We start from the raw sequence: 24,911 nt of genomic DNA on the forward strand, positions 1-24,911 counted from the left end.
AATTCAATATTTAATGAAATTCAATTCAATATGTTCAGCTAGATATTCGATTCCATTTTCTTCATTCTCAACCTTTTCGCAGACTTCGCTTGTTGTACTTGATATTAAATAAACTTGATTATTAGGCAATCTGTATTCAACCTCAAGCTTTTCGGAAGAGGAGTAATACCATAGTTTATATGTGAACTGAGAAGAATCGATGGCCCTTGCTTCAGCATCGCTTTCAATAATTGATTCACGAAGCACTAACTTTGTAAATTTTGTATTCGTAATAAAATCTATAACTTCAAATCCTTGAGCTGATATGCTAGACGCAAGCGTAAAAAACCATATTTCTGGTCTGATATCGCTTTCAACCAATTCAAAGTCACAATTTGTCAGTAGTATGGCATCTTCATTATCATAAAGAAAAAATTTATGGGTTAAGTTCAATAAATCTAATGTTTTTACAACACTTTGAAGAGTATTCCATAGTTCTTCTTTTGTTAAGGTTATTGTCTTTCTATTTTGTTTTGGTCCATACTCGCACCAAATATTCTCTCCTTTTATTTTATAGCTATGATGATAAGCTATATTTCTCCAATCAGATAATTTAAGTCCTTCTATTAAAAAAAGATCGACAAAGCGATTATCTAACAATAATTCACTGTTAATCACTCCCAAATCCTGCTTCATTACTTTTTGAACCTCTACTAATTTTCCATTTGCTACTTTATTTATGCATAAAAACTCCATTAATATGCTTTTAGACAACCCTTCAATAATGCGACCCATTTCGTTAATCACAGTCTCTACATATTCATAAAGATCGAACTCTTTTTTATTATTTTGTGTAAGTAAGAAACTCCAAAGTCTATTATCTGATTCTGCATGTTCATTAAGGAGACTTGTTATAATTTCTATACAAATATTGCTATCGTACTTCATAGCAGTACGATACATTTCTAGAGATTGAATAAGTATATGGATAAAAAAATCATCATTACGATACTTACTAAAATGAATCCAGTCACCTACTAAGTTCGCTGTCGAATATTCGATCAGTTTTTCTTCATTAACAAAAAAGCGTCCTAGTTCATCAATGACATCTTCTTTAATTTGCTGAGGTGTTATTCCTAGTTTTAATAATTGTGATATCGGATTTTCATTGTGAACTATATCGATCACTTTTTGGATTCCTTTCATTTTGTATAACTCCTTTAATTTTTAGTGATTTCAGCTAACGTTCTCAGTATTCACGAACCCGAGAGGCTTAAGGCGCGTATGCGCCGGGTCCGACAGGACTGAGCCTCGCAGGAGTTGTCGCCGAATCGGCTTCCCAGCTACTGAATTCGCTACGTTATGAATCCACTTCCTCTTCAATGGCGACCCAGGAACCTACAGGTTCCGCAGCGTGAATATGATGTTAGGCGATGCCGCTTCTTCCTGATATACTTCCAAAATTAGTCTTTATCCCAAGGCCATTTGTATGATCCAATTCCTTCTATATTTATTACCGCTTGTCTATATTCATCAAGATTTAAATAAAATTCTTCAATGTTATCAAAATGTTTAATAGAATTCCTAATACTATCCTGTAATCCAAATTTAGACCACTTTACGATACTGTTTTTAATTTCAATTTCTATCGTTACTGCACCGCAACCCAAGTCTGCACATGCCGGACATATATATATTGAATTACGATTATTAGGTAAATCAGAATTGTCTTGTAGCAATAATCTTCTTATTTGTTGTTCTTGAGATTGTTTATTTCCCCATCCTAGACATGAAACAAAATCGTATTCATGTGCTATTAGTTCGTACAGTGAGGTGTCATTAATAATAATATCGCCGTAAGTAATTAGAACGGGATAGCCATCTCTCCCAAAGGGGGTGTCTGCTGAAATCCCTCTCCGAAATCCATCCCGCAGACCAAGGCTCCGTAAGGAGCCTCTGCTTGAATATTATGTCATACGACGGAATCTCATCTTTGAGTAACCAGCAGATATTCTCATCCCATCATTGATCTGCTATATGCTCCAATAGATCTCCAGGCTGGCATTCCAATGCAGTACATAATTTATCAATTACTTCTAAAGATACGTACTCATTTGTATTGAGCTTTGCCATCGTTGCCGATGAAATCCCCGTCATTTTTAATAAATCTTGTTTCTTAATCTCCCTGTCAATCAATAATTTTTGAAATGGTTTATAACTTATCATCTGGTATCCCTTCATATCCGAATTGAATTTTTCTTTAATTATATGAAAGTATATTTCCTTAATCAAAAATATCTTTGATATGTCTTGACCAAAAATTTCATTATGATAAAATAATATTCAATAAGTTAAACTTTTGTTCGTAAAATAAAACATAACGGATGGTGATCATTTATGCACAATTCTTTAGAAGTCTTACTTGATTCGTTGATTCGTAATCGAATTGAAGCTTTATATAGCGATCTTCTCAAAAACAACTCCATTTATAATCAATTCTCATCCGATCGAAATCTTTACTTCAAACAGTTACATGAGCTTTTGCCCCAGGATATGCGTAAAACTCTATTTCTTTACGATGACGCAGACCTTTCTGTTCAAGTAATCTTAGAACGTGAAATCTACTTACAAGGTTTTAAGGATGCTCTTCAATTACATAATGAATTAAATATATCAACTAATTGAGAGCCAAACGGCTCTCTTTTCATTTGAGTCTGTCGTATAACGTACCCACATTTCTGACGTTTGAGCGGCGTAAGCGTAGCACCGGGTCGTCAGACTTAGCCGATCGAATGTGTCGCATCACCTCTTCGATAACCCTCTTTGCGACCAAGGAGCGTCAGCGACGATGCTGAAATGTAATGTTATAAGATATTGTCGCCATCTTAGTTTAAATTCTTCAATTTTTTTATCATCTCATCTTGATATTCAACTAAGTTTAACAATGCACTCAAAACTACCCAGTTAAACCATCTATATCCCTTAGTTACAATTTCTAAATCTATATCAGCTATCATAAAATCATTAATCGCTTTTGGATGAACTATACGATGTCTAATTTTTAATACCTTATTAAAAGTCTCCCATCCACCATCGCTTAAATCTAATTTATAATGAGGCGAGTTCCGCATATATATATTTAAAGCAAATCTAAAATTGTCTGCTGTTGGTAGAAAGTTACTTCTACTCACAGCCTCCGCTTTATTATTTAGGGTGTATGACTCTTCTTTTAATAGAGCAATTTCAGCTTCATTATATAAATCTCTTTTTATGCCTGGCCCACCCAAGCACTTTTGTTTCAAGACATAGGTTAATGCTTCAACAGCGGCAAAGGCTGTTCTAATATAACAACGTCTATTATAATTGATTATCTTCCGCTTTAAGTAACTTAAATTCAGTGTCTACGTCAGTAAACGCAAAAGAAACTAATTCTTTTATGTCATTTTCTTCTTTAATATCAGTCATCATTTTAAATCTCCTATAATATTTTAATATTGTTTTAATTATTTTTTTGTGACAATTTCTTATAACGTTTCTGTATTCACGACGTCCCACCGACTTAAGACTCCGTCAGGAGCCTTAAGTCGGTGCGGATGTGTCCGGCTGATTCTACTTCTCCGCTACTGAAAATGCCTCCCGATCCACTTCTAACTTCTGCCGGACCGAGGGCGAATGCCCGATGCGTGATTATCGTGTTATCAGATGTTGCATACTCCAGTGAATTACTCAAAAATTTCAATATTCTTTTCTTTAATCTCTTTGAACATTTCCTTATATTCTTGTTTTAAGATCAGGTTATCTACCAGATAATTTAAGAAGCCAGTTGATGAGAACTTTTTCTTCATGTAACCATCTTCCGTCATAATTTGAAATCCGTACTTTTGCTTCATCTGCTTGTAATTCTTTTCTGTTAGCAATGATTTATCAAATAACCATTTGTACTTAATTGTTTCAAGTGCCTCCGCTTCATCTGCGCAAATATATAGTAACAAGGCCCAAGTGAGTAAATATATTTTATTGGCCATTAAGTCGTTTTGATTTTCCTTGTCATATATACTAGTTTTCATTACAAGATGATGTAGATCTTCAAGCAGATTCAACAGAAACAGCAATTCGCTGATTTTACTCATAAATCCAGATCCATCAAATGAATATTTTGATTTCTTCACATCAAAAAATGCTTTTTTTATTCTAGGAGAAGCAAACATTAAATTTTCTTCAACATGATTGAAAATCTTATCATATATTGCTGCCTCATCAACATCTGAGTTTATATCATGACCTCTTCTAAAGTGTGTACATATATCAATAAAGGCATAAATTTCAAATATAATTGGTGAGTATAACTTATAATAAATTTCGCTTAATTGTTTTGTTCGTTCTCTCTTTAGTGTCAATTTATGAGACAAGTACTGAGCTACAATTGCTCCAATAAATGCCCCTAAAATAGCTGTTGACGAAGTAATTAAAGCAGGCTTGTATGCGTCTGGTAATGAATCAATTATGTCTATTAGTGTTTTCATGATTTGCCCTCTACTTTTTATTCTACTTTTTATTTTTTATGCAATTTCTGATAACGTTTATGCATTCACGAACCCTCACCGGCTTAAGCGCGTAGCGCGGGTCGTCAGACTTAGCCGGTGCAGGGTTGTCCGCTGATTTGCTTCTCCGATCTACCTTCTGCGGACCGAGGGCGAATGCCCGATGCTTGAATGCTATGTTAGACGGAGTTATTGCCTTCTTCGTGTAACTTACTCAGTCTGATCTTATCAATTTTGTTTTTGTATGTTCTATATCTCCGTTGACCTCTCTCCATACTTCGAGAACTAAATCTTCTTTATCTAAAGTTTTCAAGAGTTTCTTAGATTCATTTCTAATCTCTTCCCATATATTATTGGTTTTCAACTCCAGCCGATCTAGAAAGAATTCTACTGGTTGACCTGCACATTTCTGATTTAAAAAGTCATCATATCTTTTAAGAGACTTTGCTTGTTCTGATGTAAGTAGTCCTGTATTCAAATAATAAACAAGAAGATCTTTATAATGTGTATCAAAATCTATAACCATCTCATCTCCAGTGTGACCAATATCAATAATATAAATCTGCCTATCAGCTGGGGATGACAAAGTAATTATTGTTTTAATTAATTCTTCAAAATGATATTGGATAAATTCCTGCTCCATTTTTTTCTCCTGTTAATGCAATATTTTCGTCTAACGTTCCCGTATTCACGACGTCCGACGAATGTCGGATGTGTCCGGCTGCTTATGCTTCTTCGAAATTCCTCTGCCGGACCGAGGGCGCATGCCCAATGCGTGAATATTATGTTAGGCGAAGTAATCAGCTTCTATGAAATACACAAAAATTCTTTATATGTAGTTAAAATATTGAGTCTTACTAATTTCATCATTTATTAATAATTCGGCATTATCAATGACAATTCCATTATCAAAAAACTTTTCTTCAAGCCTTGAGATTTTCACTCCGCTTATTATAGATAGTAATGCCGGATTTGCCCCATTCCTCAACATACAATACAAAGCGGAATTCATAATTACCTCTAATTGAAACTTACTAGAATTTGTATCAATATCTATCGCCTCTGTTCTTTTCAAAAACAATGAAAAAAATCCATTCAAATTTTCTACTTGGAATCTCTTCGGCGAATAAAGGAATTCAAACAAAAAGTCTTCCTCCATTAGCTCTTTCCGATTCTCATGAGAAATTAATGTGATTGCTTCTTTAATATCTCTACGAAGGCCATTTGGAATTTTTATGTTAACCGAGTTAATAAGTACATATCGGAAATCCTTATCAAAATCTCTTTTCTTTATTGCGCAGACAACGGATTTCTTTGCAGGAGCTACTAAGGTTAATTTAATAAAAATGCGAAGTATCATAAACTTTATATAACGTTTCTTTTCATTAATGCTCATATGCTTTCCATAAGTGTTTGATTCAAAATATAAATCAAGTTGCTCTATTAAACGAATCATATCTCCGGCTTCTCTGAATCCGCGAGATTGAAACTCAGGTAGATTAAATTTAGTAGCTATCATTCCCTTGAAGTCCTGATAAGAAGCCAAATTATTAAAAATATCATCCGCATAATGTCTGGATACTATGTATTTGTAGAAGTCCTTTATCGCCTCAAAATGATTGTCCATACTTGATCTAGTTCTAATTAAGCCCTGCTTATTATAAAATTCAATACTTCCTTCAATATCTTGACGTGATATATTTTTAGGCTCATTCGCCTTACCTATAATATCAATATAATTTATGAATTTATTGACATGATTCGAATAGGTATCGTCTTTGCTTAAATATTCTTCTTTCCACGCAATTAAAAGTTTTTCAGACATCTCTGTTATCTCCTTTTAATTAATGTTTCAGCTCTGATTATTTCGCCTAACGTTCTCGTATTCACGATGTCCCACCGACTTAAGGCTGCGTCAGCAGCCGGCCGCGATGCGGTTAGTCGGTGCGGATGTGTCCGTTGAATCAGCTCCACTGCCAAATGCTTCTCGCGGACCGAGGGCCGAATGGCCCGATGCGTGAATATAATGTTAGACGACGTTACTTGGCTTCAGAGCGATTTCCCACATGACCTTCTTATTCTGGTACCTTAAAAGTTCATATTCTTCTATGTACATGTACTCCCACTTATCTTTGCTGAAAAACCGCTCTATCTCACTCTGATCAAAGAATCTTCTATTAATCCCTTCATTCTTGTATAGATACTTGTCCTGGCTTTGTTGAACTTCACCTTTATTTACTATTTCTTTTGTCGAGTTTAATCTACACAACAATAGTCCTTTCGTATTTAACGCACTATGTATGTTATTTATTATTTTATTGGTCGTATCTTCATCAAAATAATGCAGACTGAGATCCGTTATTAATATGTCTATGGATCCTTTATCAAAGGGTATTGCCTCACTCATGTCAAAACAATGCGTCGCACAATCAGGAATTGATCCCTTAAGTTTTCTCAGTGCTTCCTCAGAGATATCACATGCTATTGGATTAAATCCTCTCTCTGATAAATAAAGGCTGTTATTCCCTATACCACATCCTAAATCAATAATCCGCATATTGGCTTCATTGAATTCTTTTGAATATTTATCAAGCCAATTATCATAGGTGGGCTTCATGTTTGGTCTTTGAAATGAATGATTCCAATATTCCTTTAAGCTTTTCATAGTAATCTCCATTCAAGTAATGTCGTCTAACGTTACCGTATTCACGACGTGACCCAGCCTTAGATAGCTCCTATCTTAGGCTGGGTCATGTGTTGTCTGAGCTTCTTCCATGATTATATATCTGACAACCAAGGGGCGAAAGCCCCGCAGCGTGAATACATTGTTATCTGATGCCGTTGCCTTCTTCGAACTCTCCCACAAAATGCTCATGAACATGATTATTCAAGGGGGTATTTCGAAAGTTCAGTCCATCCAACAAACCCTGTCTATAGATTATTTCGTTTGCAAACGCCACCTGATAATTTACTTTATCTTCGAAATCAAATAACAATTCTCGGCATGAATCCGGAATGCTCTTCAACATTTCCTCGAACGAACATCTTTTACCATTCACAAGCTTCCTGTAGTATAAATTTTTCATTAAAATCACTTGTCCAATTTCTTCAGTTCTTTTTCCAACAAAACAATCAAAATAACACTCTAATTCTTTAAGCATTAAATCCCCTCCAATTAGTGATGTCACTTCGAAATCACTCGACATTTCCATTCTATGGTGATTTCATAGTGATGTCAATATGGATGTATTCTTTGTGACTTCTAAGTGATAATATAGTGCTATCACCAATAAGGAGAGACAATTGTGGCAACTAATAAAAGAGTCTTCACTTTAAGATTAGAGGATACGAATTTTCAAAAAATTAAATATATTGCAGATAAAAACAAACGTTCTATTGCTATGCAAATTGAATATCTAATTGAGCAGCATATCCATGACTATGAGAAGAAAAATGGTCCCATTCCTACAGATAATTAGTTTAATCTTCTAGTATCATTCTGTGTGTTGCACCGGTTTCAGATAACGTTCTCAGTATTCACGAACCCGAAAGGCTTAAGGTGCGACAGCACCGGGTCGAAGACTTAGCCTTGCAGGGTTGATTGCCTGAATCCGCTTCCTTGTTTCTTATCTTCTTGGCAATCCAAGGGCCGAACGGCCCGCAGCTTGAATACAGTGTTATCGGATGTTAGTGCCTTCATTGAGATACCTGAATCATGTAATTAAAGTGTTTCAAAGTATTCTTCAAAATAATATGCTGCTTTGCTTCAATTTCCCTTACTAAACTATCCGCTATATTCTTAGCCAGTAGGTATTCATCTTCTGTGATGTCATTGCTATTTAAAGCTTCTTCTAGCTCATCTTCATCCTGTATATAATAGTCACCGTCAGGAAAAACGATAACATCAAGATAAAGATCCTCCCAATAGGGAATACCCTCCTCACATATACCATTGCTCTTGGTTACATCGAAATACCATTGAACTATTTCTTTCTTATTATTAAGCATTGTAGTAACACAATAATTTGCTTCCTCAGGAAAGTGCTGCATCCAACAATAACCTTCATCGACTAAACAGATTTCTTGATCCGCAATTCTTCTTATTAAGGGTTCCGTTACTTCATGAATACTGATTAAGGTAATATGCCCTTTAAAGCCTTCCTCATCGAGAAACCTGCTTACAAAATCTTTCTTTATTACTCGATGCCAGTCTAATCGATTTGCATGTTTTCTTTTCATTTCACACCTCCGAATTACTTCCTATTTTATTTTCTTTGCATTAATTTCCGATAACGTTCACGCATTACCGACGTTCAAACGGCTTAAGGACCGTAGGTTCGGGTGGCTCTGCCACTTAGCCGGTTGGATGTGTCACCTGATTATACTTCTACGAAACTTCCCCTGGGTGACCTAGGGAGCGTAGCGAACGCTGCGGTAATGCAATGTTAGCAGATGTTACTGTCCTCTCGAAATACTATCATATTTATAAATGTTTAAATGTATTTAGTTCTCTAATCCTAGCATCTAGTAATGTATTTCTATCATTGAATAAGTCCTTATTAATAAAATTTAAGCAATCATCAATTATTGTTTTGCCCACTCCTGTAAATTCTGAGATTATATCTACGCTTATACCTTTACCAAGCATCTGAACAATTACATATTTAATAATGCCTTGAATGTCAGTTCTCGTTGTCAGACTTCCAAGAAAATATGCTGTATTGCTGGTTTGTTCAGGTATTTGATCACCATTTGATTTAATAAACAAGAAGTTTGACTTAGTCTTATCCTCTCGTAAAGAGAGATACATTTCAAATTGATCTATAAGTCTATGGGGCATATGAATAATATAATTGTTTATCTTAATAGTTCCATATCGTAGATTTAAGTCGCTCAAAGTTAACTTAGGCACTTTCTTATATTTCATTCCAGTTAAAACCAATATTTTAAGAATAAGTGCTGGAACAAACTTCTTATCAAAGTAATCAGATTCCTCATTATTTAGTAAGTCTAATGTATCATTACAATCTTTAATTAGCTTCTGTATTTCAGACTCACTAAAAATCCTTGTAGCTTCCTTATCCTTTAGGTTCTTAGAGATCCAAGAGTTTATTCTTGCTCTAAACGATCGATCACTATATATAGGTGCATTCATTTCTTCGTATAATTCTTTATTCGATATATGCTGATGTTCAATAGCAAATTGAAAGTATTCAGCTAATACTGAAATGAATCTGTTTGCAGTTGACATAGAGTTAACTTTGTTAAAATCAACATAAAACTTTAGGCATTCAAGTACTAAATCAGTGTTGGCTCCACCCAAGACATGATTCCATGTATCTTCATTTACTTTCTTAGTTTCTAAAAACCTCCAAAAAATTAGTAGGTCTTTCTCATAGCCTTGAACTTGTACAAATGCTTCCTGTTTTGCCGCAATAAACTTATTTATAGATTCTAAATAATTCAATTAAATTCCCCCTTATTTTTAATTGTTCACAGTAATTTCAGCTAACGTTCCTGTATCTACGAACCCGAGAGGCTTAAGGCGCGAATGCGCCCGGTCCCACGGACTTAGCCTCGCAGGGTTGTGAGCTGAATCCGCTTCTCTGCTTGCCTCTTCTGCGAACCAATGGCCGAACGGCCCAAGCGTAGATACTATGTTAAGTGATGTATTCGTCATCCTCGATCAAGCTTTCAGATACTGTTCCTAATTTCGTATATCTTTGTAAACAAATTCTTTAAATTTCATAAATCCTTTGTTCTTATAGAAACTCCTAGCTACTTCATTGTTCACCCAATAATCTAATTCAATTTTATTTACTTTATTACTTTCAGCTACTTCAATAACTTTATTTATTAATCCATTTCCTACTCCCCTATGCCTAAATGCACTAAGGACATTCAGATGATGAATAAATAGAGATTGATACGCATTACGGAATGCACTTTCTTTATACTCTCGTATCTCCACCCAAGCATATCCCAAAACTTGATCTTCTTCTCGCGCAACATAAAAGATAAATCTTGGGTCGTTTATGATTTGTTTAAAAAAAGTTTTCGCAGCATCGGGATCATATTGTTTAAAATACTCAGGATACATCTGTCTATGTAATTCTTGAACTTCCTGATTCAGCCTACTAATAAGCTCGTAATCATATGTTTGTAAGACTTCCATATCCCACCTCATATAAGCTTCTATCGATTTAAAATGTTCTTACGAATATTTCACTTAACGTTGTTGTATCTACGAACCCGAGAGGCTTAAGGGAGCGGATGCGACCGGGTCCGACGGACTTAGCCTCGCAGGGTTGTGAGCTGAATCTACTTCTATGCCTAACACTTCTCACGAACCAAAGGCCGAACGGCCCGCAGCGTAGATACTGTGTTATCGGATGTCAGCGACTCCTTCGTAATACTTACAATTATTTCGATATATCATCAGTCTTGATTTTCCAAATCATATGGTCGTATCCCTTATCCCAATAATCCTTTAATAAGTAATTAGGTTCTCCGAACTTTTTCCTCCAGATACTTTGGGCTTTCTTATATCCACTATCTAGAACAAATTCTTTTATTCCTTTTAGGCGCATTGAAGAATACATTGTTTTCAAAAGTAAATTACCAATCCCCTTTTCTTGATAATCAGGATGAACAAATACTGTATCCAGTTCAATAAGATCGATTATTTCATTATTAATATTATTACGGATAATCTTATTAGCAGGTCCTATTTCAATGGAACCGATAATAGTTCCTTGATGCTCAGCAATTAAAAAATAGTGATCCTCTCCATCACTTTCTATGTCCCTTATTAAGTGGTTTATTTTGTATTGATTTCTTTTTCAATATCTTCTGACTTCTCACCAATTCCTTCTTTGATAAATGTGTCAGTAATTACGAGTCTAAAAAAGTGATTTAGCTCTTTAGTGTCATTAATACTTAGTCTGCGTATATCAACTGTTAACATGTTATTATCTCCCTATAAAGAAAGTTTATGAATTAAGATATGGTTTGCTGATTTCCGATAACGTTTCGCATTCCTGACGTTCAAGCAGCTTAAGTGACCAAAGGGAACGGGTCGTCAGACTTAGCTGGTTGAATGTATCGCCTGAATCCACTTCATTTTTTATATCCCCCTTGGCGATCAAGGGCGAATGCCCGCAGTAGGAATGCTGTGTTATCGGATGTCAGCGTCTTCTTTGAAATATCCCTCAACTTTGGTTATCTTTAACTATCGTGTCCCGTTAGCTTAATCAGCTTGAATATAGCTCCTTTACTGCAAAAAGGATAAATAAAAATCACTCATCCTTTTTATTATTATTAATTAAGCTATGAAGAGTAAATAATAATTCCATCAAAAACTGAAAATTATATGCCATATTCCCTCGCTCATACATGTAACGGAAAATCATAAATGCTTGACCAATTTCATCAAGTTCTAGTTCGAACTTATCTATTGAAATATTTCCACAAGGGTGCTTTTTCTTTAACTCTTCTTTTATTTGCTCAGGTAATTTCTTGAATAATTTATAGAGATTATGTTCTTTTCTACAATCAATACTCTGAATTAAAAGCAAATATTTCAAATATAGTTCACATGCAAATGAAACATTTGTTAAAAATGCGTTCCTGTAATCATTATAAATCATATCCTTACATCTAAATGATACTTCATAATACGCATTCGCTTCGTTGAGACATTTTTCTGACCATCTTAAATAATCTTCATCTGATTTCAAATCTGTCGTAGGATTTTTATGCATTTTTAAGAATGTTATCGAACGATTTTCATTTTCCATAAAAATTCACTCCAATAAAATCTACAATTTTTATGTTTCCATATGACAAATAAATAATTTTTCGAGGGACGTTTCAACTATCCTGCCCGTTAGGTGAATAGCTTCTAATCAATGAACTATTGAGGGTTATTATGTGTTAGCTGATTTCCGATAACGTTCTCGTGTTCACGACGTCCGACGTGTGTCGGATGTGTCCCGGCATTCACTTCTCCGACTGTTCCTCCCGGACCGAGCGGGGCTTGCCCCCGATGCGTGAACATATTGTTATATGATGCCGATGTCTCCTAGAACTACTTCCAATAATCTTCTTCTATTTTTTCATTTTTAGTTCTTAAATCAATGTACTGTTTAATGTCAAATATTTTTAACGCTCCGGAGTCAAAAAACCTTAAAAGTCTCTTTCCTTCTTCAATAAATTCCGCTCGATTATTCAGTAAAAAATCAGCTTTTGCAACAGGGTCATGTAATTGAAAATCATAATCATAAACTATGTATTTAAGAGCCATTAATCTGAAAAAGTTATATCCATTACAATACTCATGATAAATACTCCTACATATATTTATAAACTCATCGTCATCATTTGTTTGCATAAGTCGAATCAAAAGATCTCTGATAATAAAATCTTCAACTGAGTCAAAACCCAATATCTTAACTAATATAGGTTCAAGCTCATCTATTACAAATTTTGATTTATAGTTAAGATCAAGTAATTTGAAACACATATCTCTACCTAAAGATTCCTCCAGCTTTTCAACATGCTCATACAGCTACATCTCTAGGGCCTTAATTTCCATCTGATTTCTAAGAACTGAAAGAAATCGATCTTCATAATTTAAATTCATTGATACACCTACCTATTTCTTTACATCGGTTTCATATAACGTTGTTGTATTCAAGACGTCCGACGTAGTCGGATGTGTCCGGCTGTACTTTCTACTTCGAAATCCATCTACGGACCGAAGGGCGAATGCCCTGAAGCTTGAAAATATTGTTATGTGAAGTCGCATGCCTCTTGAATCAACTTTCTAATATCTTCGTCGATTTAGATCTTTTATTGATACAGAGTCGTTCTTTAAATCACAAATTTCTTCAGCAACTACATCGAATATTCCATCTAACAATTCGGATATATATGGGTTATCCAGATAAAGTAAGAGATCTGGATGCTTTGACTCAAAATTCCGAATCATCTTCTCTTTGATTTCTCTTTTGAATACATGCATATTAACTCCTCCAATCTAATATAATTTACTTTGTCTCTCATACTTATTAGTAATTGTGATAATGATTAGTTCAATAATATCGACAAGTGATTTAATTGAAATAGTGAGCTTATGTTTGCTACTTTCTAACTCAGTGATATCAGTTGTATTGTGTATGTAAGCATTGAATCTAACATTTAGCATTTCTTTATCTTCTTCTAATATATCAGGCATTCCAAGAATCTTATTGTTGAGAATGCTCGTTTTTAAAATATCTGTTTGCCGCTTTATCAAATCCTCAATGTCAAAACATGATTCAATTCCTGATTCATTTTCACTAATCTTGTAACCTAAAGATTCGAGCTGTGTTTTCAGGTATTTAAAAGCATTGTTGCCTATACTGTTTCTTTGTTTTACGTAGCTAAAAATCTTATCCTCCAAATTTAGCAGATCTATTTTTAAATACTCAGGTAACTGATACAATCTTGAGTCATTCTTTATTCTAGTCCATACCTCAAATTCTGTAGTGCCCCCGTGTCTATTACTTGGATTTGTAGATAAATGAATAATATCGTTTTCAACAAGCTCATTCATTAAATTCTTCAATTCTATATGTAAAGGTTCATAAATAGTTTTTTTATTTATTATTGAACTCTTTATGTGATTACCCTGAATCAAAGAACGAGTAGTAGTAAAATATGTAATAACCCCACCTACTGTTGCACCGAGTAATGATGCTAATATCGCTACTACACCAGGAGATTCAACCCCCATCTTTAAGGCCACATTTACTTGTCGTGAATAACAAAGATATATTTTTATTAGTAAAAAGATAAGAGCTACAATAATTAGATATTTAAGAATTAGTATCCCCATAGGATGCCGTAATTTGACTTTATCTAGGTAATATTGAACTTTCTTCATATTATCTTTCACGTTCTCTCTCCTCCTAATTTATTGCGATTTCACATAACGTTACTGTATCCACGACGTCCCACCGACTTAAGGCTGCGCCCGCAGCCGGCCCGATGCGGTTAGTCGGTGCGGATGTGTCCGCCTGATTCCACTTCCCTGCTAATCCCCTTCGGGCGGACCGAGGAGCCGCCAGGCTCGATGCGTGGATATTTTGTTATAGGAAGTAGAAGTCATCATTGAATTACTCTCATGAATTGAAATCCGGGTTGTTTTTCGGAAAGTCCTTTGAAATTAGGTTTTTCATTTATATACTTCTTCGTGTAAAATCTAACTCATATAAATAATGTCTCATTTTTTATAGAATGGAGATGAAGCATGTTAGGGACTTTGACTTTGTTTGTAACGATAATAGGAAGTATCGTAGTTCCAATACTTATTGCAGCCAAGCAGAAGAAAGATAGAGAAAAGCTACATTTGAATGTTAGGTTAGCGATAAGTACGTTGGGAGCAGGAAAAGAACAACAGTACCAATATGCACTAGTAAATACTTCTCAAAGAGCAACTTATATTACCGAAATATACATTGAAAAATACGAATTCGATAATTTAATCTCTCGAATAAGATATGTCACACAAGTTGTTGGGCCCGATGGAGACGTCATTAACCGAAATGTTTTACCTAATACGTCTTCAGTAGGGTGGCTACCTGAAGAGGAAGATTACAATAATCCTAATATTTATATTCGATTAGCTGTCTATACTCAAGATTTAGAAGTTTTTAAGTCTGACTTTTTTGATCCAAAAACAAGTAAACATATAACTGAAACTGAGATGAAGAAAATTAAAAAACATTCAATTGATAAACAATCTGTTTCCTGATTTGCTTTTGAATTGTATTGTTTAAATCAATCTTTGCTTCTATTTCCTATAACGTTACCGTATTCACGAACCCGAGAACCTTAAGGCAGCTTCAGCTGCCGGCCGCGACTGCGGTTAGGTTCGCAGGGTTGTCCGCCAGATTCAACTTCTCGAAATGCCTCGGGCGGACCAAGGGACGGCGCCAGCCGGACCGTTGCGTGAATATAATGTTATCTGAAGGCTTGGCCATCGAAGCATTTGCTTACTAATTATCCTTTAATATCTTGCAATAATATATTAATTCCATTTCATCATATTTGCGTCTTGAAAATTCAATGTAATTATTCTTGAGAAACAATTTTTGAGCAGGAATCTGTCTGCTTGTTGTATCCAATATTAATCTCGTATAACCTTTATATTCTGCAGACTTTTCTAGAGCGGCAAGAATCTGGCTACCATATCCTCTACCCTGAAATTCCATCTTAATCCTAATCCGTTTGATTTCCGCTGTTATTTCATCTACTTTCCTATATGCACCCATACATATGAGATTTTCATCTACAGTTCCGACAAGGAAATCACCATTAGCAATATATAATTCTTCAATCTTGTCTAAATCTTTATCTAAAGCTGGGTCACCAATACTTGCACCAAATTGATTTAATCCGTCGATATTTAATTTCTTTATTATTTCTTTATCAGCACTTTTAAATTGTCTAATTATAAATGAAATGTTTATCAGCCCTTTTTAATAGTTTGCCAAGCTTTCAGATAACGTTCTTGTATCTACGAACCCGAGAGGCTTAAGAGAGCGTCAGCGAACGGGTCTGAAGGACTTAGCCTCGCAGGGTTGTTCGCTGATTCACTTCTTTGCATAAATCTTCTCGCGAACCAAGAAGGGGAAAGCCCGCAGCGTAGATACAGTGTTATGTGATGGATCTGTCTTCTTCGAGATGCCCAAATGCTTCATTGTATATATCGCTCATATCAAACCCAAATCCCCATCCAATGTCCTGACTGGAAACCATGAGCTTATGGCACCATTCTATATAATCATCTTTTTCATGTTTGACTATTATTGCAACTGCTTGATCATATATTCTTGCTATTGAGTGATAAAATTTCTGATCTATGTCCCCAAAAGTATTAGTAAAATCTATACCACAATCTACTGTGAATAACATTATATCTATAACTTGCTCTTGATTCGTAGTTAACTTGCTAAAATCTTTAATAGCTTTCTTAATAACTGGATATCTCAAAATTTCTCTACTTCTTGGATTAAATTCTTTTTCTACTATTTTTTTATATTTTTCCAGTAAATCTTCATTATCAGGATTAAGCTTAGCAAAATAGTAGTCCTGTATTTCTGAATGTGTTTTAACTATAGAAATAATCTCTTTCTCGAGTTGCTGCCTATCAAGTAGTTTTAAGTATTTTTTTAGATCGTTTATTTTTAATTTTGACATCATAGTACCCTCGCTTAATTGTATTTCAGATCTTTCACATAACGTTTGTGTATTCACGAACCAGAGAGGCTTAAAGGAGAGCAGCGACTGGGTCCGCAGGACTTAGCCTCGCAGGGTTGTCTGCCTGATTCCACTTCCCCGAATTGCCTCGGGCAGACCAAGGGGGCTTGTCCCCCGCCGTGTGAATATAATGTTATCTGCTGGGTCTGCCCCACTTCTCTGAATAAAGACAGGACGTCGACCCTCGGCTCTAATCATGTTTTTAATCGTTTTAATCGATCTTCAATTGTTCTTATCAACTGGACTTTCTTACTAAAAATGTAATTTCACTTTATCTCATACTACCTTCTTCTGGCTCACCCCACAACAGTCTTCAAAATTTTATTGAACGACTTACACCTTGTACTTACTTTCACAAATATGTATTTCAAACTATTGTCCATTAACTTCTTGAGCCACTTTCAAAACATGTTCCTGCTAAATGAGCAGATAGCATCCGCCCAGCATAGAAAGACCGCCATTGAAGGCGGTCTAAAAAATTACCATTTCTGCCCAACAATAAATCCTAGGGATATTAAGATTGCATCTGTTTAAAAACAGTATTCCAATGTTAGGTAACAGCCACTCATCCTAATTAGAGCGTCTCAACCAATATCTGAATCTTTGAGTGTGAAATTAAATACACTTTACCCATTATGTCTATTTTGCCATCATTTACACGCATAGCGCTCTCCTGTTCTGCCGCATAAACATCAATCTTTTCAGATAAGGGGAACAGGTCGCCTTGAACCAGCGCGGCGTAGTCGAGTTTAGAATGAGATTCATAGGCAAAATGATCAAAGCCTATACCATCATAAATAGTACTTGTTTCAACTTCATAGCCAGTGTTTTTCGAGCATAACCATTTTGCAGCCATGTTTATCGCACCGGCGCTGGCACCCATTATAACGGCATTGCTGTTCTTAATCGCATCCGACAATTCATATTTAGCCAAAAAATCGTTCTGCAAAACAGGATTTCCACCGCATAAAAAAATGACAGAAGCGTTTTGAATTAATCGCTGGGCATCTTCCTTCTGCATGCGGTGATCAATAAAATGATATTCATCAAAAATAATGTTAGCCTGATTAAACCATGTCCTTTCAAAAACATCATCAGTGTTAACTTGCTCACCTTTATAACCAGACGGTTGAGCGCTGATCATAACAAGCGATTTTCTGTCTTTTATATCCTCATGCAACCATTTGACCAGCTTCTCTGGAAAAAAATCATTAAACCAACTGAGATAGTAGTGGGTATTCAAACTTAATTACCTCCATATGTACTATTTACATTCATCCATTCTTAACGATAAAACATATTATACAAGCTGAAAGATGAACGGTTCTTCAGCGATTTCGCTTACACTCCCTTGTATACTTTTCATAAACCCAACTCTGTATTACCATAACATGGAATTGAAGTATGAGAAATATGTTTCCACGTTAACAGAGCCAATGACTTGAATCTTATGTTTATTTACATAAAAATGAATTTCAACTATTATTCCATTTACCTCTCGAACCACTTTCAAAACATGTCCTGCTGATTATTGCCACGCTAACTTCCCCGATCCGCCTTCAATCATGTCTTTATAAGCAAAAATATATACATTTCTCTTCAAGCAACAGGACGTTGCGGACGATACACCTTCAGAATTCTCTTGGGGCAGATCTTGCAGATAACATCTTTTCCCCGAATTCGCCCATTCTCCCCTCTAGGCCAAATGGACGAATTCGTATAATACACGCATACCTATATATTAGACGAACAGGTGGTCAATCCTCCCCTGTCTCTGGCAGCTTGTTCCCCATGAGACGGTCCAGCGGGCTTTGGATGCGCTGAAGATTTTTTAGACCGACATGTGTGTAAATTTCGGTTGTCTTCAGGCTGGAGTGGCCGAGGAGTTCCTGAATATGCCTCAGGTCGGTGCCATTCTCGAGTAAGTGCGTAGCGAATGAATGTCGTAATGTGTGGATCGAGGCTTTCTTTACAATTCCTGCTTTTCGTTTGGCCCGCTCGAACATATACTGGGCTGAACGCTCCGTGAGATGCCCGGCACTCTTGTCGGCTCCAGGAAATAGATAGTCCAGCACCGCATGGGTCTTCAAATATGTCTGCATCATCCCGATCACCGTTGCGGACAGGAGACTGTACCGATCTTTGCGACCTTTCGCTTGTCTGATATGGATCATTATGCGGGAGACATCGATATCTTGTTTACGTAAGCGGACGACTTCACTGACGCGTAGGCCAGAAGAGTAAACAAGAGTTAGAAGCAGCCTGTGTTTTAGATTCTGTGTGGATTTAAACAACGCCAGCACCTCATCTTCTGATAATACCGTGGGAAGCGTTTGATCAGATTTTGGGCGTACCCATGCCTTGGAAAAACCACTTCGTTTAAGTGTCTCCTTAAACCAGAATCGAAGTGCGCTTATGGCCTGATTTACATAAGAACGGGAACGTCCTTCCTCAATTAGTCGCATGAAATAATCATCCAAATGTGCAGAGGTCACTCCCTCAACCGATACTGCGGATTGCCGAATAAAACGCTCAGCATGACCAAGATATGCTTTACGCGTTTTGCTGCTGTATCCCTTCCTTCTTAGCAAATCGCCCAGCTTCTCCATTGCTGCATAATCCTCCGGTGTGCAGAGCCTAACCAGCTCAGGGAAACGCTCATATAATGACCGGTCCATCGTTTTTACAGGAATGGTTTCTAAAAAATTGCATAATATCATCATCGTCTCATGTTCTGCCGGTACCTGCCATACTTTTTTGTCCTTATCCCATGTGCGGCCGGGAATTCGGCGTACATATCCAATCCATTCCGAAACATAGGGTACTTTTAGCAATATACTCGAGTTGCCATCATACAAAGCAACATAGGGGTGCTTCTTCTGCTCCTTCTCCTTCACCATATTCCTCTCTCCCTTCTCTTATCAAATAAAAAAAGGAGACTCCCGCTCACGCGGAAATCTCCAATGCTTTTGGAATAACGCCATTATTTTATATCATAAAAAATATATCAGTATAGGAATTCGTAATCAATTCTATCAAAAGAACGAAGCCGCATCAGATTTCAACCTCATCATCAAAGCAATTCCAATTCTAATAACAAAACGACCAAACGATTGAAATCTCGCTTGGCCGTTCTCAACCCTAGCATTTCATTAATAAACTTGATTCAAACTAACAGGTCCGAGACTACCAGAAGAGCCTTGGAATTCACCTTTAACGACATAAGTTCCTGGGCTGAGATAACCTACTGAATACTCGACAGGACTTGGGGTGGTTGGGCCAATATTCACAGTGGTAGAGAATACTCTACTAAGCTGACCGGATGGTCCTTTGGAATAAAGCGAGAGCTCAACCGTTTCATTCGTAGAACTCCAGAGGCCAACACTTAATTTATATTGAGCAGATTGGCCAACGTATAAATCATGGGATGTTGCAGTGTAGGCAGCAAATGCGCTAGTAGAAAAAGAAAAACACGCTAATAATAAGATCAAAACTACTTTTTTCATTAATTCACCTCCCTTCTTAACACGAGATGTCAGTAGAGAAAGTGTATGTAATGGTCTCGTTTGAAAAGCAATATTTTTACTATTGTATCAAAAATAAGATTGTCTGCATATATATTAAATTTGCAACCATCTACCTATTTCCAATCTTGTCTGCCTAACCATATAAATAATCGATAAAATTATCAATAAGTTCATTGCTATTATTCACCTTAATTAGCATCTCTTTTAAACCTTCTATAAATCCTTCGAGCAATTCACAAGATTCCTCATCTATGATTTCCCCATTATATTTTTCCTTTATCAATTCTATTGTAGCTGAAAGGTAATCCAAAAAATCGGAAAAAGAGCGCCTCCCTCATAAGATGCCATGACTGGCGATCCTTCTTTATCAGTTACAACTACGATAGGATCATCATTTACATCTGCAATGACGAGCCAAAATGGATTCCAATTTGGATCTTCTTTCCGTTCTATTCCAATCCACCGAAACCCATCTTGTCTAAGAACAAGATTTTTAGAAGACCAAAGACTAAAAAGTGCATTTCCTAAATCAATCCCCATGCTTTTTAGCTCATGACCATCATGCTGAACATCACAAATTATTTCACAATGTTCATAAAAATATTTCAACTCAGGAGAAAGATGAATTTTGTCATCTACTTGTAGGTTTACAGATTCTGACCTATAACGCACTTTACCTTTCTTAACAACTGGGGATTCTATTTGAGGATATTTATTCATTGTCTCTATAAAATTTAATATCGAATTCTCTAATTGTTTCACAAAAGCTCAATCCTCTCGGTTATGATTTAACAGTCTCATGCGCTAAACGATAATTTTCTTAAAAAAACCCCCTCCAAGTAAACTCCAATGCGCTAGTTACACGCTGTCTACTTAAAGGGGACTCTCCAAACTTTATTTGTTATTTATGCACGTAGAAACGCGGACTGACACTCTTCCGCTAACCCTCTACTCAGCAACCTCTTGATTAACTAAAAGTTATGACCAATGTAACCACCGAATATCCGGCATCTTTATCTTAGAGACTCATCTAATCATGCGAGCCATCTATAGATGCAGCATTCAATCATTCTTCTCTCGATTACTTCGATCGGTTGTATCAAACTGCTTTAGATCTTGGATCGCATCACTGGTCCTTTGAATTTTGTCGAGTGAGGTTTCAATATCAATCGATGCGCAAACATAATACAGTACGTCTACAATGAAAAATTGACTATGCTTCGAACCCGTCGCTGCACTTCTGACCTTGGCTTCTGGAGCTAGGGAAGTAAACAGATTATAGTCGCTGAGTTCTGAAAGCTCACTTTTTCCAAAACCCGTGAAGCTGATCGTCACCAGCCCCATTTTTTTAGCAAATTTCATGAGCTGGACGACTTCCTTCGTAGCCGCGCTGTAAGAAATCCCTATGAACACGCTGCCCTTAGGCGCATTTGCCATACTCATCGTTAGAACGTGAATATCAGACAGCGCATAAACATTCTTTCCTAAACGAAGCCATTTCTGTGCGATGTCCTCCGCTACCAGAGCAGACGCACCTACACCGTAGGCGAAAATAGCCGGTGCGTTATACAGGTCATGAGCTGTCTTTTCTATCATTTTCGTATCGAGCAGGCCCACTGTATCCCTCAAAGACTGAACCGCGTTGGATAGAATTTTATCAACCAGATCGGTGGTATTCTCATTTTTGTTTAGATCGTAATAGCCAGATTTTTGGTCCTGGGCTAGATCGGCCGATAACGCCACTTTTAATTCCGGGAAGCCCTTCAAGCCTAGGGAGCGACAAAAGCGGACAACGGAAGCACTGCTGGATAGGGAGCGGCTCGCCATCTCCTGAACGGACATAAACATAACTTCTTCAGGAACTGACAGGACAAACCTGGCCACCTTCTGCTCGGACTGCGTCAATTTAGGTATCACATTCTCAATTCGTGATAAAATCTGACCAAAACCCACGCTAACGCCTCCATCTAATCAATTAAAATAGCAATACATTATTATATTATTCCCTATTCGGCTCTCTAGCAACAAAACGGAATGAATAACGCCCTTTTTGCAAGAATGGCAGTAATGAAAGATCCTCGTCGGTCACATATCCGATTACGTTCACCCGTTCATCAGGAGGCAATGGATTCAGCACCATTTGAAACTCGCCTTTATAGCGCTTGTAATTATCATTATCCAGGGTCAGTGCTCCCCGAGGCCGCTCTACACAATTCTCCGGAGGAATATCCCCTTTAAAATATCTTCGCGCATCCTCTGAACGGATTACATCACGCGCGATATCCGGCCGGTTATGATGAGTTTCACTCCACACATGGGACGGCAGCTGTCCCCGGACGCCAACCAGCACGCTTCCTTCATGCCAAGACTTAAACTGGGACATGGTCCACTCACTTAGCGATAAATCCCCAATGATGACAAGATCCACGGCTCCTTCAGTATGCAGCTCGAGAAAGCTTGCAAATGGCGATTGGTAACGATGCTGCTCCAGAGTAGGCAACCCTTCATATAAAGGCCCCCGCAATTGACCGTCACCCGGAACAAAGGCACCCACCTTCAGCCCCTGAGATCTTAACCATTCGTTCTGGGATTTGAATGTGCCCCATTCAAGGCCCGTCTCCGGTCGTGGGTAATAATTATGCCAAGCTTCTAGAGAGGCAAAATCTGCGTTCAAATTTCTAAGCTCGTCCAGAAAGGAAGGATCAATTGTGCTGGCGTTAAGAGAAACCTGCCAATTATGAGTTAGCGCTGCAATCTCGGCATTTTCCATCCCGTTATCTATTCTCAGTCCTGTGACGCCCTGCTGCTTCAACTGATCCAGCGTGAAGTTTTCAAAAGTTCTTGGGGACACATCCACCATCAATTCCATCTTATGCTCCTCAGCAAATCGACCGATTTGCCCTAGCGGATCCATAAGATTCTCTGCCGCTTCCTCGGGAATCTGCAATGAAGTGAATATCGTATCAAACCCGTATGGTCGCATGAAAGCCAAGTATTCTATAGTACGGTCTATGCTTTGTTCTGTCAATGAAACAAGTACTCCAGCCATGGTTCCAAAACTCCTTTTAGTTCATCGTATGTTTAGAGTTCAATAGTTTTAAGCTTCTTTAGGCAATCTTGCTTCTTTAGGTACGCCGAAAAAGTAAGTGCACAGAAACCCAAAGAAATATGCTGTGATAAGGCCGAGCAAGTATATCCACCATTTACCGTCTGCGATCAAGAGAAGCATTTCGATCCCTGATGCTCCGATAGCAATGGCTCCAACATTACCGAAATAGCCAATCACGGCCCCGCCAAATCCTGCACCCAAACATGCTGTGACAAATGGCTTGCCCAAAGGAAGAGTTACACCGTAAATAAGCGGCTCGCCGATTCCCATTACCCCAACAGGCAAGGCACCTTTGATGATATTGATAAGCGGTTTATTCTTGTAGCAGCGAACCCACAGCGCAAGTGCTGCACCAACCTGCCCAGCGCCTGCCATAGCCAGGATTGGCAGCAGTATAGTAACTCCAGTCTGATTGATAAGCTCAATATGAATCGGAGTCATAATATGATGCATTCCGAGCATAACCATCACCAGCCAAATTCCGCCTAACAAGAATCCGGATAGTGCCCCTCCAACGGCTAGAATCCAGTTAACCGCTATCAACAGATAACTTGCAATAAAGCCAGCAAATGGCATAATGACGAAGATGGTCAACAGACCAGTTACCAACACGCTAATGAAGGAGGTTACAATGAGATCGATCGAATTCGGAATAACTTTATGCAGCTTTTTCTCGATTAGAGATAATATCCATACAGCCAGAACAACGCCGATGATCCCGCCTTGTCCAGCAATGAGTGGATCGCCTGTAAACAAGTTGATAATGGGGAGCTCTGCACTCGCACCTGTAAGCAGCGTTGCTCCCCCAATGATTCCCCCCAGTGATGGACTTGCGCCAAATTCTCTGGCCGAGTTAATCCCTACAAAAATCGCCATATAGGAGAATATCCCGTTCTTGATCACATTCAGGATGAGGCTAAATTGCTGCCAGCCATCACCGGACAGATGACCGGATGTGATTAAGTTGGCAATAACGGCAGTGATTCCTGCTAACAAGCCAGCTGCCACGAAAGCTGGGGCCAAAGGAATAAAAATATGTGAAATCGATTTCAAAAAATTTTTAATCGGTGTATTATTCCGTTCCTTATACTTCTTCTTATTTTCAGACGCTAATTGGGAGGCTTTCATTCTATTGCTCGTTTGTTCACGGTCTATATTGGAATTCGGAGCATTCAATGGAATTTCTTCGCCCATCTCTACTCCGCTAATATTCGCTATTACCAGTGCAACCTTGCCGACCAGGCCTGGTCCTACGATGACCTGAAGCGTAGACTCGACAATAACGCCCATCACACCAGGCACTTTTTTCAACTGTTCGATGTCAGCTGCTTCCAAATCTCTCAAAGTAAGACGGACACGAGTCATACAATGTGTTACCTTTTCGACGTTTTGAATTCCGCCAATTGTATCTAGTATACCTAAAGCCAAATCTTTTTCTTTAGCCATGTT

27 protein-coding genes and 1 pseudogene are annotated in these 24,911 nt (G+C 37.4%); 3 read left to right on the forward strand and 25 right to left on the reverse strand.

Annotated features, from left to right (window positions below):
* Positions 1–3: 3 nt before the first annotated feature.
* The 3 genes from AM231_RS15415 to AM231_RS15420 form a co-directional block, all read right to left on the reverse strand.
* Positions 4–1,185: a hypothetical protein gene (locus tag AM231_RS15415; RefSeq protein WP_054403318.1), complete on the reverse strand. Its 1,182-nt coding sequence runs from the start codon at positions 1,183–1,185 to the stop codon at positions 4–6.
* Between the two features lie 257 nt (positions 1,186–1,442).
* A complete protein-coding gene (locus AM231_RS28815) occupies positions 1,443–1,718 on the reverse strand; it encodes a hypothetical protein (protein WP_131724757.1) in 276 nt (91 codons plus the stop codon).
* Between the two features lie 283 nt (positions 1,719–2,001).
* On the reverse strand, positions 2,002–2,205 hold the full coding sequence (locus AM231_RS15420; protein WP_054403319.1) for a helix-turn-helix domain-containing protein: 204 nt from the start codon (positions 2,203–2,205) through the stop codon (positions 2,002–2,004).
* Between the two features lie 171 nt (positions 2,206–2,376).
* On the opposite strand from AM231_RS15420, the gene AM231_RS30010 reads away from it, so the two are divergent.
* Positions 2,377–2,664, forward strand: a complete 288-nt coding sequence (locus AM231_RS30010) for a hypothetical protein (RefSeq protein ID WP_054403320.1) — start codon at positions 2,377–2,379, stop codon at positions 2,662–2,664.
* A gap of 200 nt (positions 2,665–2,864) precedes the next feature.
* Here AM231_RS30010 and AM231_RS15430 read toward each other — a convergent pair whose 3' ends face one another.
* From AM231_RS15430 to AM231_RS15455, 6 genes are all read right to left on the reverse strand, one after another.
* Positions 2,865–3,281, reverse strand: coding sequence for a hypothetical protein (locus AM231_RS15430; protein ID WP_054403321.1), 417 nt, complete (start codon positions 3,279–3,281; stop codon positions 2,865–2,867).
* Positions 3,282–3,701: 420 nt separating this feature from the next.
* On the reverse strand, positions 3,702–4,502 hold the full coding sequence (locus AM231_RS15435; protein WP_054403322.1) for a hypothetical protein: 801 nt from the start codon (positions 4,500–4,502) through the stop codon (positions 3,702–3,704).
* 232 nt (positions 4,503–4,734) lie between these two features.
* A complete protein-coding gene (locus tag AM231_RS15440) occupies positions 4,735–5,163 on the reverse strand; it encodes a hypothetical protein (RefSeq protein WP_054403323.1) in 429 nt (142 codons plus the stop codon).
* A gap of 186 nt (positions 5,164–5,349) precedes the next feature.
* Positions 5,350–6,345 carry a hypothetical protein gene (locus AM231_RS15445; RefSeq protein WP_054403324.1) on the reverse strand — a complete coding sequence of 332 codons (996 nt, stop codon included), beginning with the start codon at positions 6,343–6,345 and terminating at the stop codon, positions 5,350–5,352.
* 204 nt (positions 6,346–6,549) lie between these two features.
* On the reverse strand, positions 6,550–7,185 hold the full coding sequence (locus tag AM231_RS15450) for a class I SAM-dependent methyltransferase (RefSeq protein WP_054403325.1): 636 nt from the start codon (positions 7,183–7,185) through the stop codon (positions 6,550–6,552).
* 163 nt (positions 7,186–7,348) lie between these two features.
* Positions 7,349–7,681, reverse strand: coding sequence for a hypothetical protein (locus tag AM231_RS15455; RefSeq protein ID WP_054403326.1), 333 nt, complete (start codon positions 7,679–7,681; stop codon positions 7,349–7,351).
* A gap of 144 nt (positions 7,682–7,825) precedes the next feature.
* Here AM231_RS15455 and AM231_RS28820 point away from each other — a divergent pair, with 144 nt between their 5' ends.
* Positions 7,826–7,999, forward strand: a complete 174-nt coding sequence (locus AM231_RS28820; protein WP_036642512.1) for a hypothetical protein — start codon at positions 7,826–7,828, stop codon at positions 7,997–7,999.
* 217 nt (positions 8,000–8,216) lie between these two features.
* On the opposite strand, the gene AM231_RS15460 is transcribed toward AM231_RS28820, so the two are convergent.
* The 7 genes and pseudogenes from AM231_RS15460 to AM231_RS15495 all read right to left on the reverse strand — a co-directional run bounded on the left by AM231_RS15460 (position 8,217) and on the right by AM231_RS15495 (position 14,460).
* On the reverse strand, positions 8,217–8,759 hold the full coding sequence (locus AM231_RS15460; RefSeq protein ID WP_054403327.1) for a ribonuclease FAU-1 family protein: 543 nt from the start codon (positions 8,757–8,759) through the stop codon (positions 8,217–8,219).
* 244 nt (positions 8,760–9,003) lie between these two features.
* A complete protein-coding gene (locus tag AM231_RS15465) occupies positions 9,004–9,987 on the reverse strand; it encodes a tyrosine-type recombinase/integrase (protein ID WP_054403328.1) in 984 nt (327 codons plus the stop codon).
* A gap of 240 nt (positions 9,988–10,227) precedes the next feature.
* Complete coding sequence (locus tag AM231_RS15470) at positions 10,228–10,695, reverse strand: GNAT family N-acetyltransferase (protein ID WP_054403329.1); 468 nt, start codon at positions 10,693–10,695, stop codon at positions 10,228–10,230.
* A gap of 247 nt (positions 10,696–10,942) precedes the next feature.
* A pseudogene (locus AM231_RS15475) lies at positions 10,943–11,487 on the reverse strand (GNAT family N-acetyltransferase).
* A gap of 331 nt (positions 11,488–11,818) precedes the next feature.
* Positions 11,819–12,319, reverse strand: a complete 501-nt coding sequence (locus AM231_RS15480) for a HEPN domain-containing protein (RefSeq protein WP_054403330.1) — start codon at positions 12,317–12,319, stop codon at positions 11,819–11,821.
* A gap of 290 nt (positions 12,320–12,609) precedes the next feature.
* Entirely contained in the window at positions 12,610–13,044 is a 435-nt protein-coding gene (locus AM231_RS15485; protein WP_054403331.1) for a hypothetical protein, read from the reverse strand.
* A gap of 516 nt (positions 13,045–13,560) precedes the next feature.
* Positions 13,561–14,460 carry a hypothetical protein gene (locus AM231_RS15495; RefSeq protein ID WP_054403333.1) on the reverse strand — a complete coding sequence of 300 codons (900 nt, stop codon included), beginning with the start codon at positions 14,458–14,460 and terminating at the stop codon, positions 13,561–13,563.
* Positions 14,461–14,814: 354 nt separating this feature from the next.
* On the opposite strand from AM231_RS15495, the gene AM231_RS15500 reads away from it, so the two are divergent.
* Positions 14,815–15,318 carry a hypothetical protein gene (locus AM231_RS15500; RefSeq protein ID WP_054403334.1) on the forward strand — a complete coding sequence of 168 codons (504 nt, stop codon included), beginning with the start codon at positions 14,815–14,817 and terminating at the stop codon, positions 15,316–15,318.
* A 244-nt stretch (positions 15,319–15,562) separates the two neighbouring features.
* Here AM231_RS15500 and AM231_RS30015 read toward each other — a convergent pair whose 3' ends face one another.
* The 9 genes from AM231_RS30015 to AM231_RS15540 form a co-directional block, all read right to left on the reverse strand.
* Positions 15,563–16,039: a GNAT family N-acetyltransferase gene (locus AM231_RS30015; protein ID WP_082341657.1), complete on the reverse strand. Its 477-nt coding sequence runs from the start codon at positions 16,037–16,039 to the stop codon at positions 15,563–15,565.
* 184 nt (positions 16,040–16,223) lie between these two features.
* Complete coding sequence (locus AM231_RS15510) at positions 16,224–16,769, reverse strand: DUF6155 family protein (RefSeq protein ID WP_165593411.1); 546 nt, start codon at positions 16,767–16,769, stop codon at positions 16,224–16,226.
* A 631-nt stretch (positions 16,770–17,400) separates the two neighbouring features.
* Positions 17,401–18,069 (reverse strand): Type 1 glutamine amidotransferase-like domain-containing protein, encoded by a 669-nt coding sequence (locus tag AM231_RS15515; RefSeq protein WP_054403337.1) that lies wholly within the window; start codon positions 18,067–18,069, stop codon positions 17,401–17,403.
* Between the two features lie 514 nt (positions 18,070–18,583).
* On the reverse strand, positions 18,584–19,726 hold the full coding sequence (locus AM231_RS15520) for a tyrosine-type recombinase/integrase (protein ID WP_278044626.1): 1,143 nt from the start codon (positions 19,724–19,726) through the stop codon (positions 18,584–18,586).
* 252 nt (positions 19,727–19,978) lie between these two features.
* Positions 19,979–20,332, reverse strand: a complete 354-nt coding sequence (locus AM231_RS28260; protein WP_082341658.1) for a hypothetical protein — start codon at positions 20,330–20,332, stop codon at positions 19,979–19,981.
* Between the two features lie 306 nt (positions 20,333–20,638).
* Complete coding sequence (locus AM231_RS15525; RefSeq protein ID WP_054403338.1) at positions 20,639–21,115, reverse strand: hypothetical protein; 477 nt, start codon at positions 21,113–21,115, stop codon at positions 20,639–20,641.
* Positions 21,116–21,415: 300 nt separating this feature from the next.
* Positions 21,416–22,306 carry a MurR/RpiR family transcriptional regulator gene (locus AM231_RS15530; protein ID WP_054403339.1) on the reverse strand — a complete coding sequence of 297 codons (891 nt, stop codon included), beginning with the start codon at positions 22,304–22,306 and terminating at the stop codon, positions 21,416–21,418.
* A 46-nt stretch (positions 22,307–22,352) separates the two neighbouring features.
* On the reverse strand, positions 22,353–23,402 hold the full coding sequence (locus tag AM231_RS15535) for a DUF871 domain-containing protein (RefSeq protein WP_054403340.1): 1,050 nt from the start codon (positions 23,400–23,402) through the stop codon (positions 22,353–22,355).
* Positions 23,403–23,450: 48 nt separating this feature from the next.
* Positions 23,451–24,908 (reverse strand): PTS transporter subunit EIIC, encoded by a 1,458-nt coding sequence (locus tag AM231_RS15540; protein ID WP_054403341.1) that lies wholly within the window; start codon positions 24,906–24,908, stop codon positions 23,451–23,453.
* Positions 24,909–24,911: the final 3 nt, after the last annotated feature.

The organism is Paenibacillus solani (assembly GCF_001277345.1).
In the GTDB taxonomy this organism is placed as follows: domain Bacteria; phylum Bacillota; class Bacilli; order Paenibacillales; family Paenibacillaceae; genus Paenibacillus_AQ; species Paenibacillus_AQ solani.

Coding starts and splice junctions, on each gene's coding strand:
- AM231_RS30010 (WP_054403320.1), top strand. CDS start 2,377: ATGCACAATTCTTTAGAAGTCTTACTTGATTCGTTGATTCGTAATCGA.
- AM231_RS15520 (WP_278044626.1), bottom strand. CDS start 19,726: ATGGTGAAGGAGAAGGAGCAGAAGAAGCACCCCTATGTTGCTTTGTAT.
- AM231_RS15470 (WP_054403329.1), bottom strand. CDS start 10,695: ATGGAAGTCTTACAAACATATGATTACGAGCTTATTAGTAGGCTGAAT.
- AM231_RS15540 (WP_054403341.1), bottom strand. CDS start 24,908: ATGGCTAAAGAAAAAGATTTGGCTTTAGGTATACTAGATACAATTGGC.
- AM231_RS15450 (WP_054403325.1), bottom strand. CDS start 7,185: ATGAAAAGCTTAAAGGAATATTGGAATCATTCATTTCAAAGACCAAAC.
- AM231_RS15455 (WP_054403326.1), bottom strand. CDS start 7,681: ATGCTTAAAGAATTAGAGTGTTATTTTGATTGTTTTGTTGGAAAAAGA.
- AM231_RS15485 (WP_054403331.1), bottom strand. CDS start 13,044: ATGTGTTTCAAATTACTTGATCTTAACTATAAATCAAAATTTGTAATA.
- AM231_RS15435 (WP_054403322.1), bottom strand. CDS start 4,502: ATGAAAACACTAATAGACATAATTGATTCATTACCAGACGCATACAAG.
- AM231_RS28260 (WP_082341658.1), bottom strand. CDS start 20,332: ATGAAAAAAGTAGTTTTGATCTTATTATTAGCGTGTTTTTCTTTTTCT.
- AM231_RS15460 (WP_054403327.1), bottom strand. CDS start 8,759: ATGAAAAGAAAACATGCAAATCGATTAGACTGGCATCGAGTAATAAAG.
- AM231_RS15535 (WP_054403340.1), bottom strand. CDS start 23,402: ATGGCTGGAGTACTTGTTTCATTGACAGAACAAAGCATAGACCGTACT.
- AM231_RS15415 (WP_054403318.1), bottom strand. CDS start 1,185: ATGAAAGGAATCCAAAAAGTGATCGATATAGTTCACAATGAAAATCCG.
- AM231_RS15500 (WP_054403334.1), top strand. CDS start 14,815: ATGTTAGGGACTTTGACTTTGTTTGTAACGATAATAGGAAGTATCGTA.
- AM231_RS15420 (WP_054403319.1), bottom strand. CDS start 2,205: ATGATAAGTTATAAACCATTTCAAAAATTATTGATTGACAGGGAGATT.
- AM231_RS15445 (WP_054403324.1), bottom strand. CDS start 6,345: ATGTCTGAAAAACTTTTAATTGCGTGGAAAGAAGAATATTTAAGCAAA.
- AM231_RS15480 (WP_054403330.1), bottom strand. CDS start 12,319: ATGGAAAATGAAAATCGTTCGATAACATTCTTAAAAATGCATAAAAAT.
- AM231_RS15440 (WP_054403323.1), bottom strand. CDS start 5,163: ATGGAGCAGGAATTTATCCAATATCATTTTGAAGAATTAATTAAAACA.
- AM231_RS15510 (WP_165593411.1), bottom strand. CDS start 16,769: ATGATGTCAAAATTAAAAATAAACGATCTAAAAAAATACTTAAAACTA.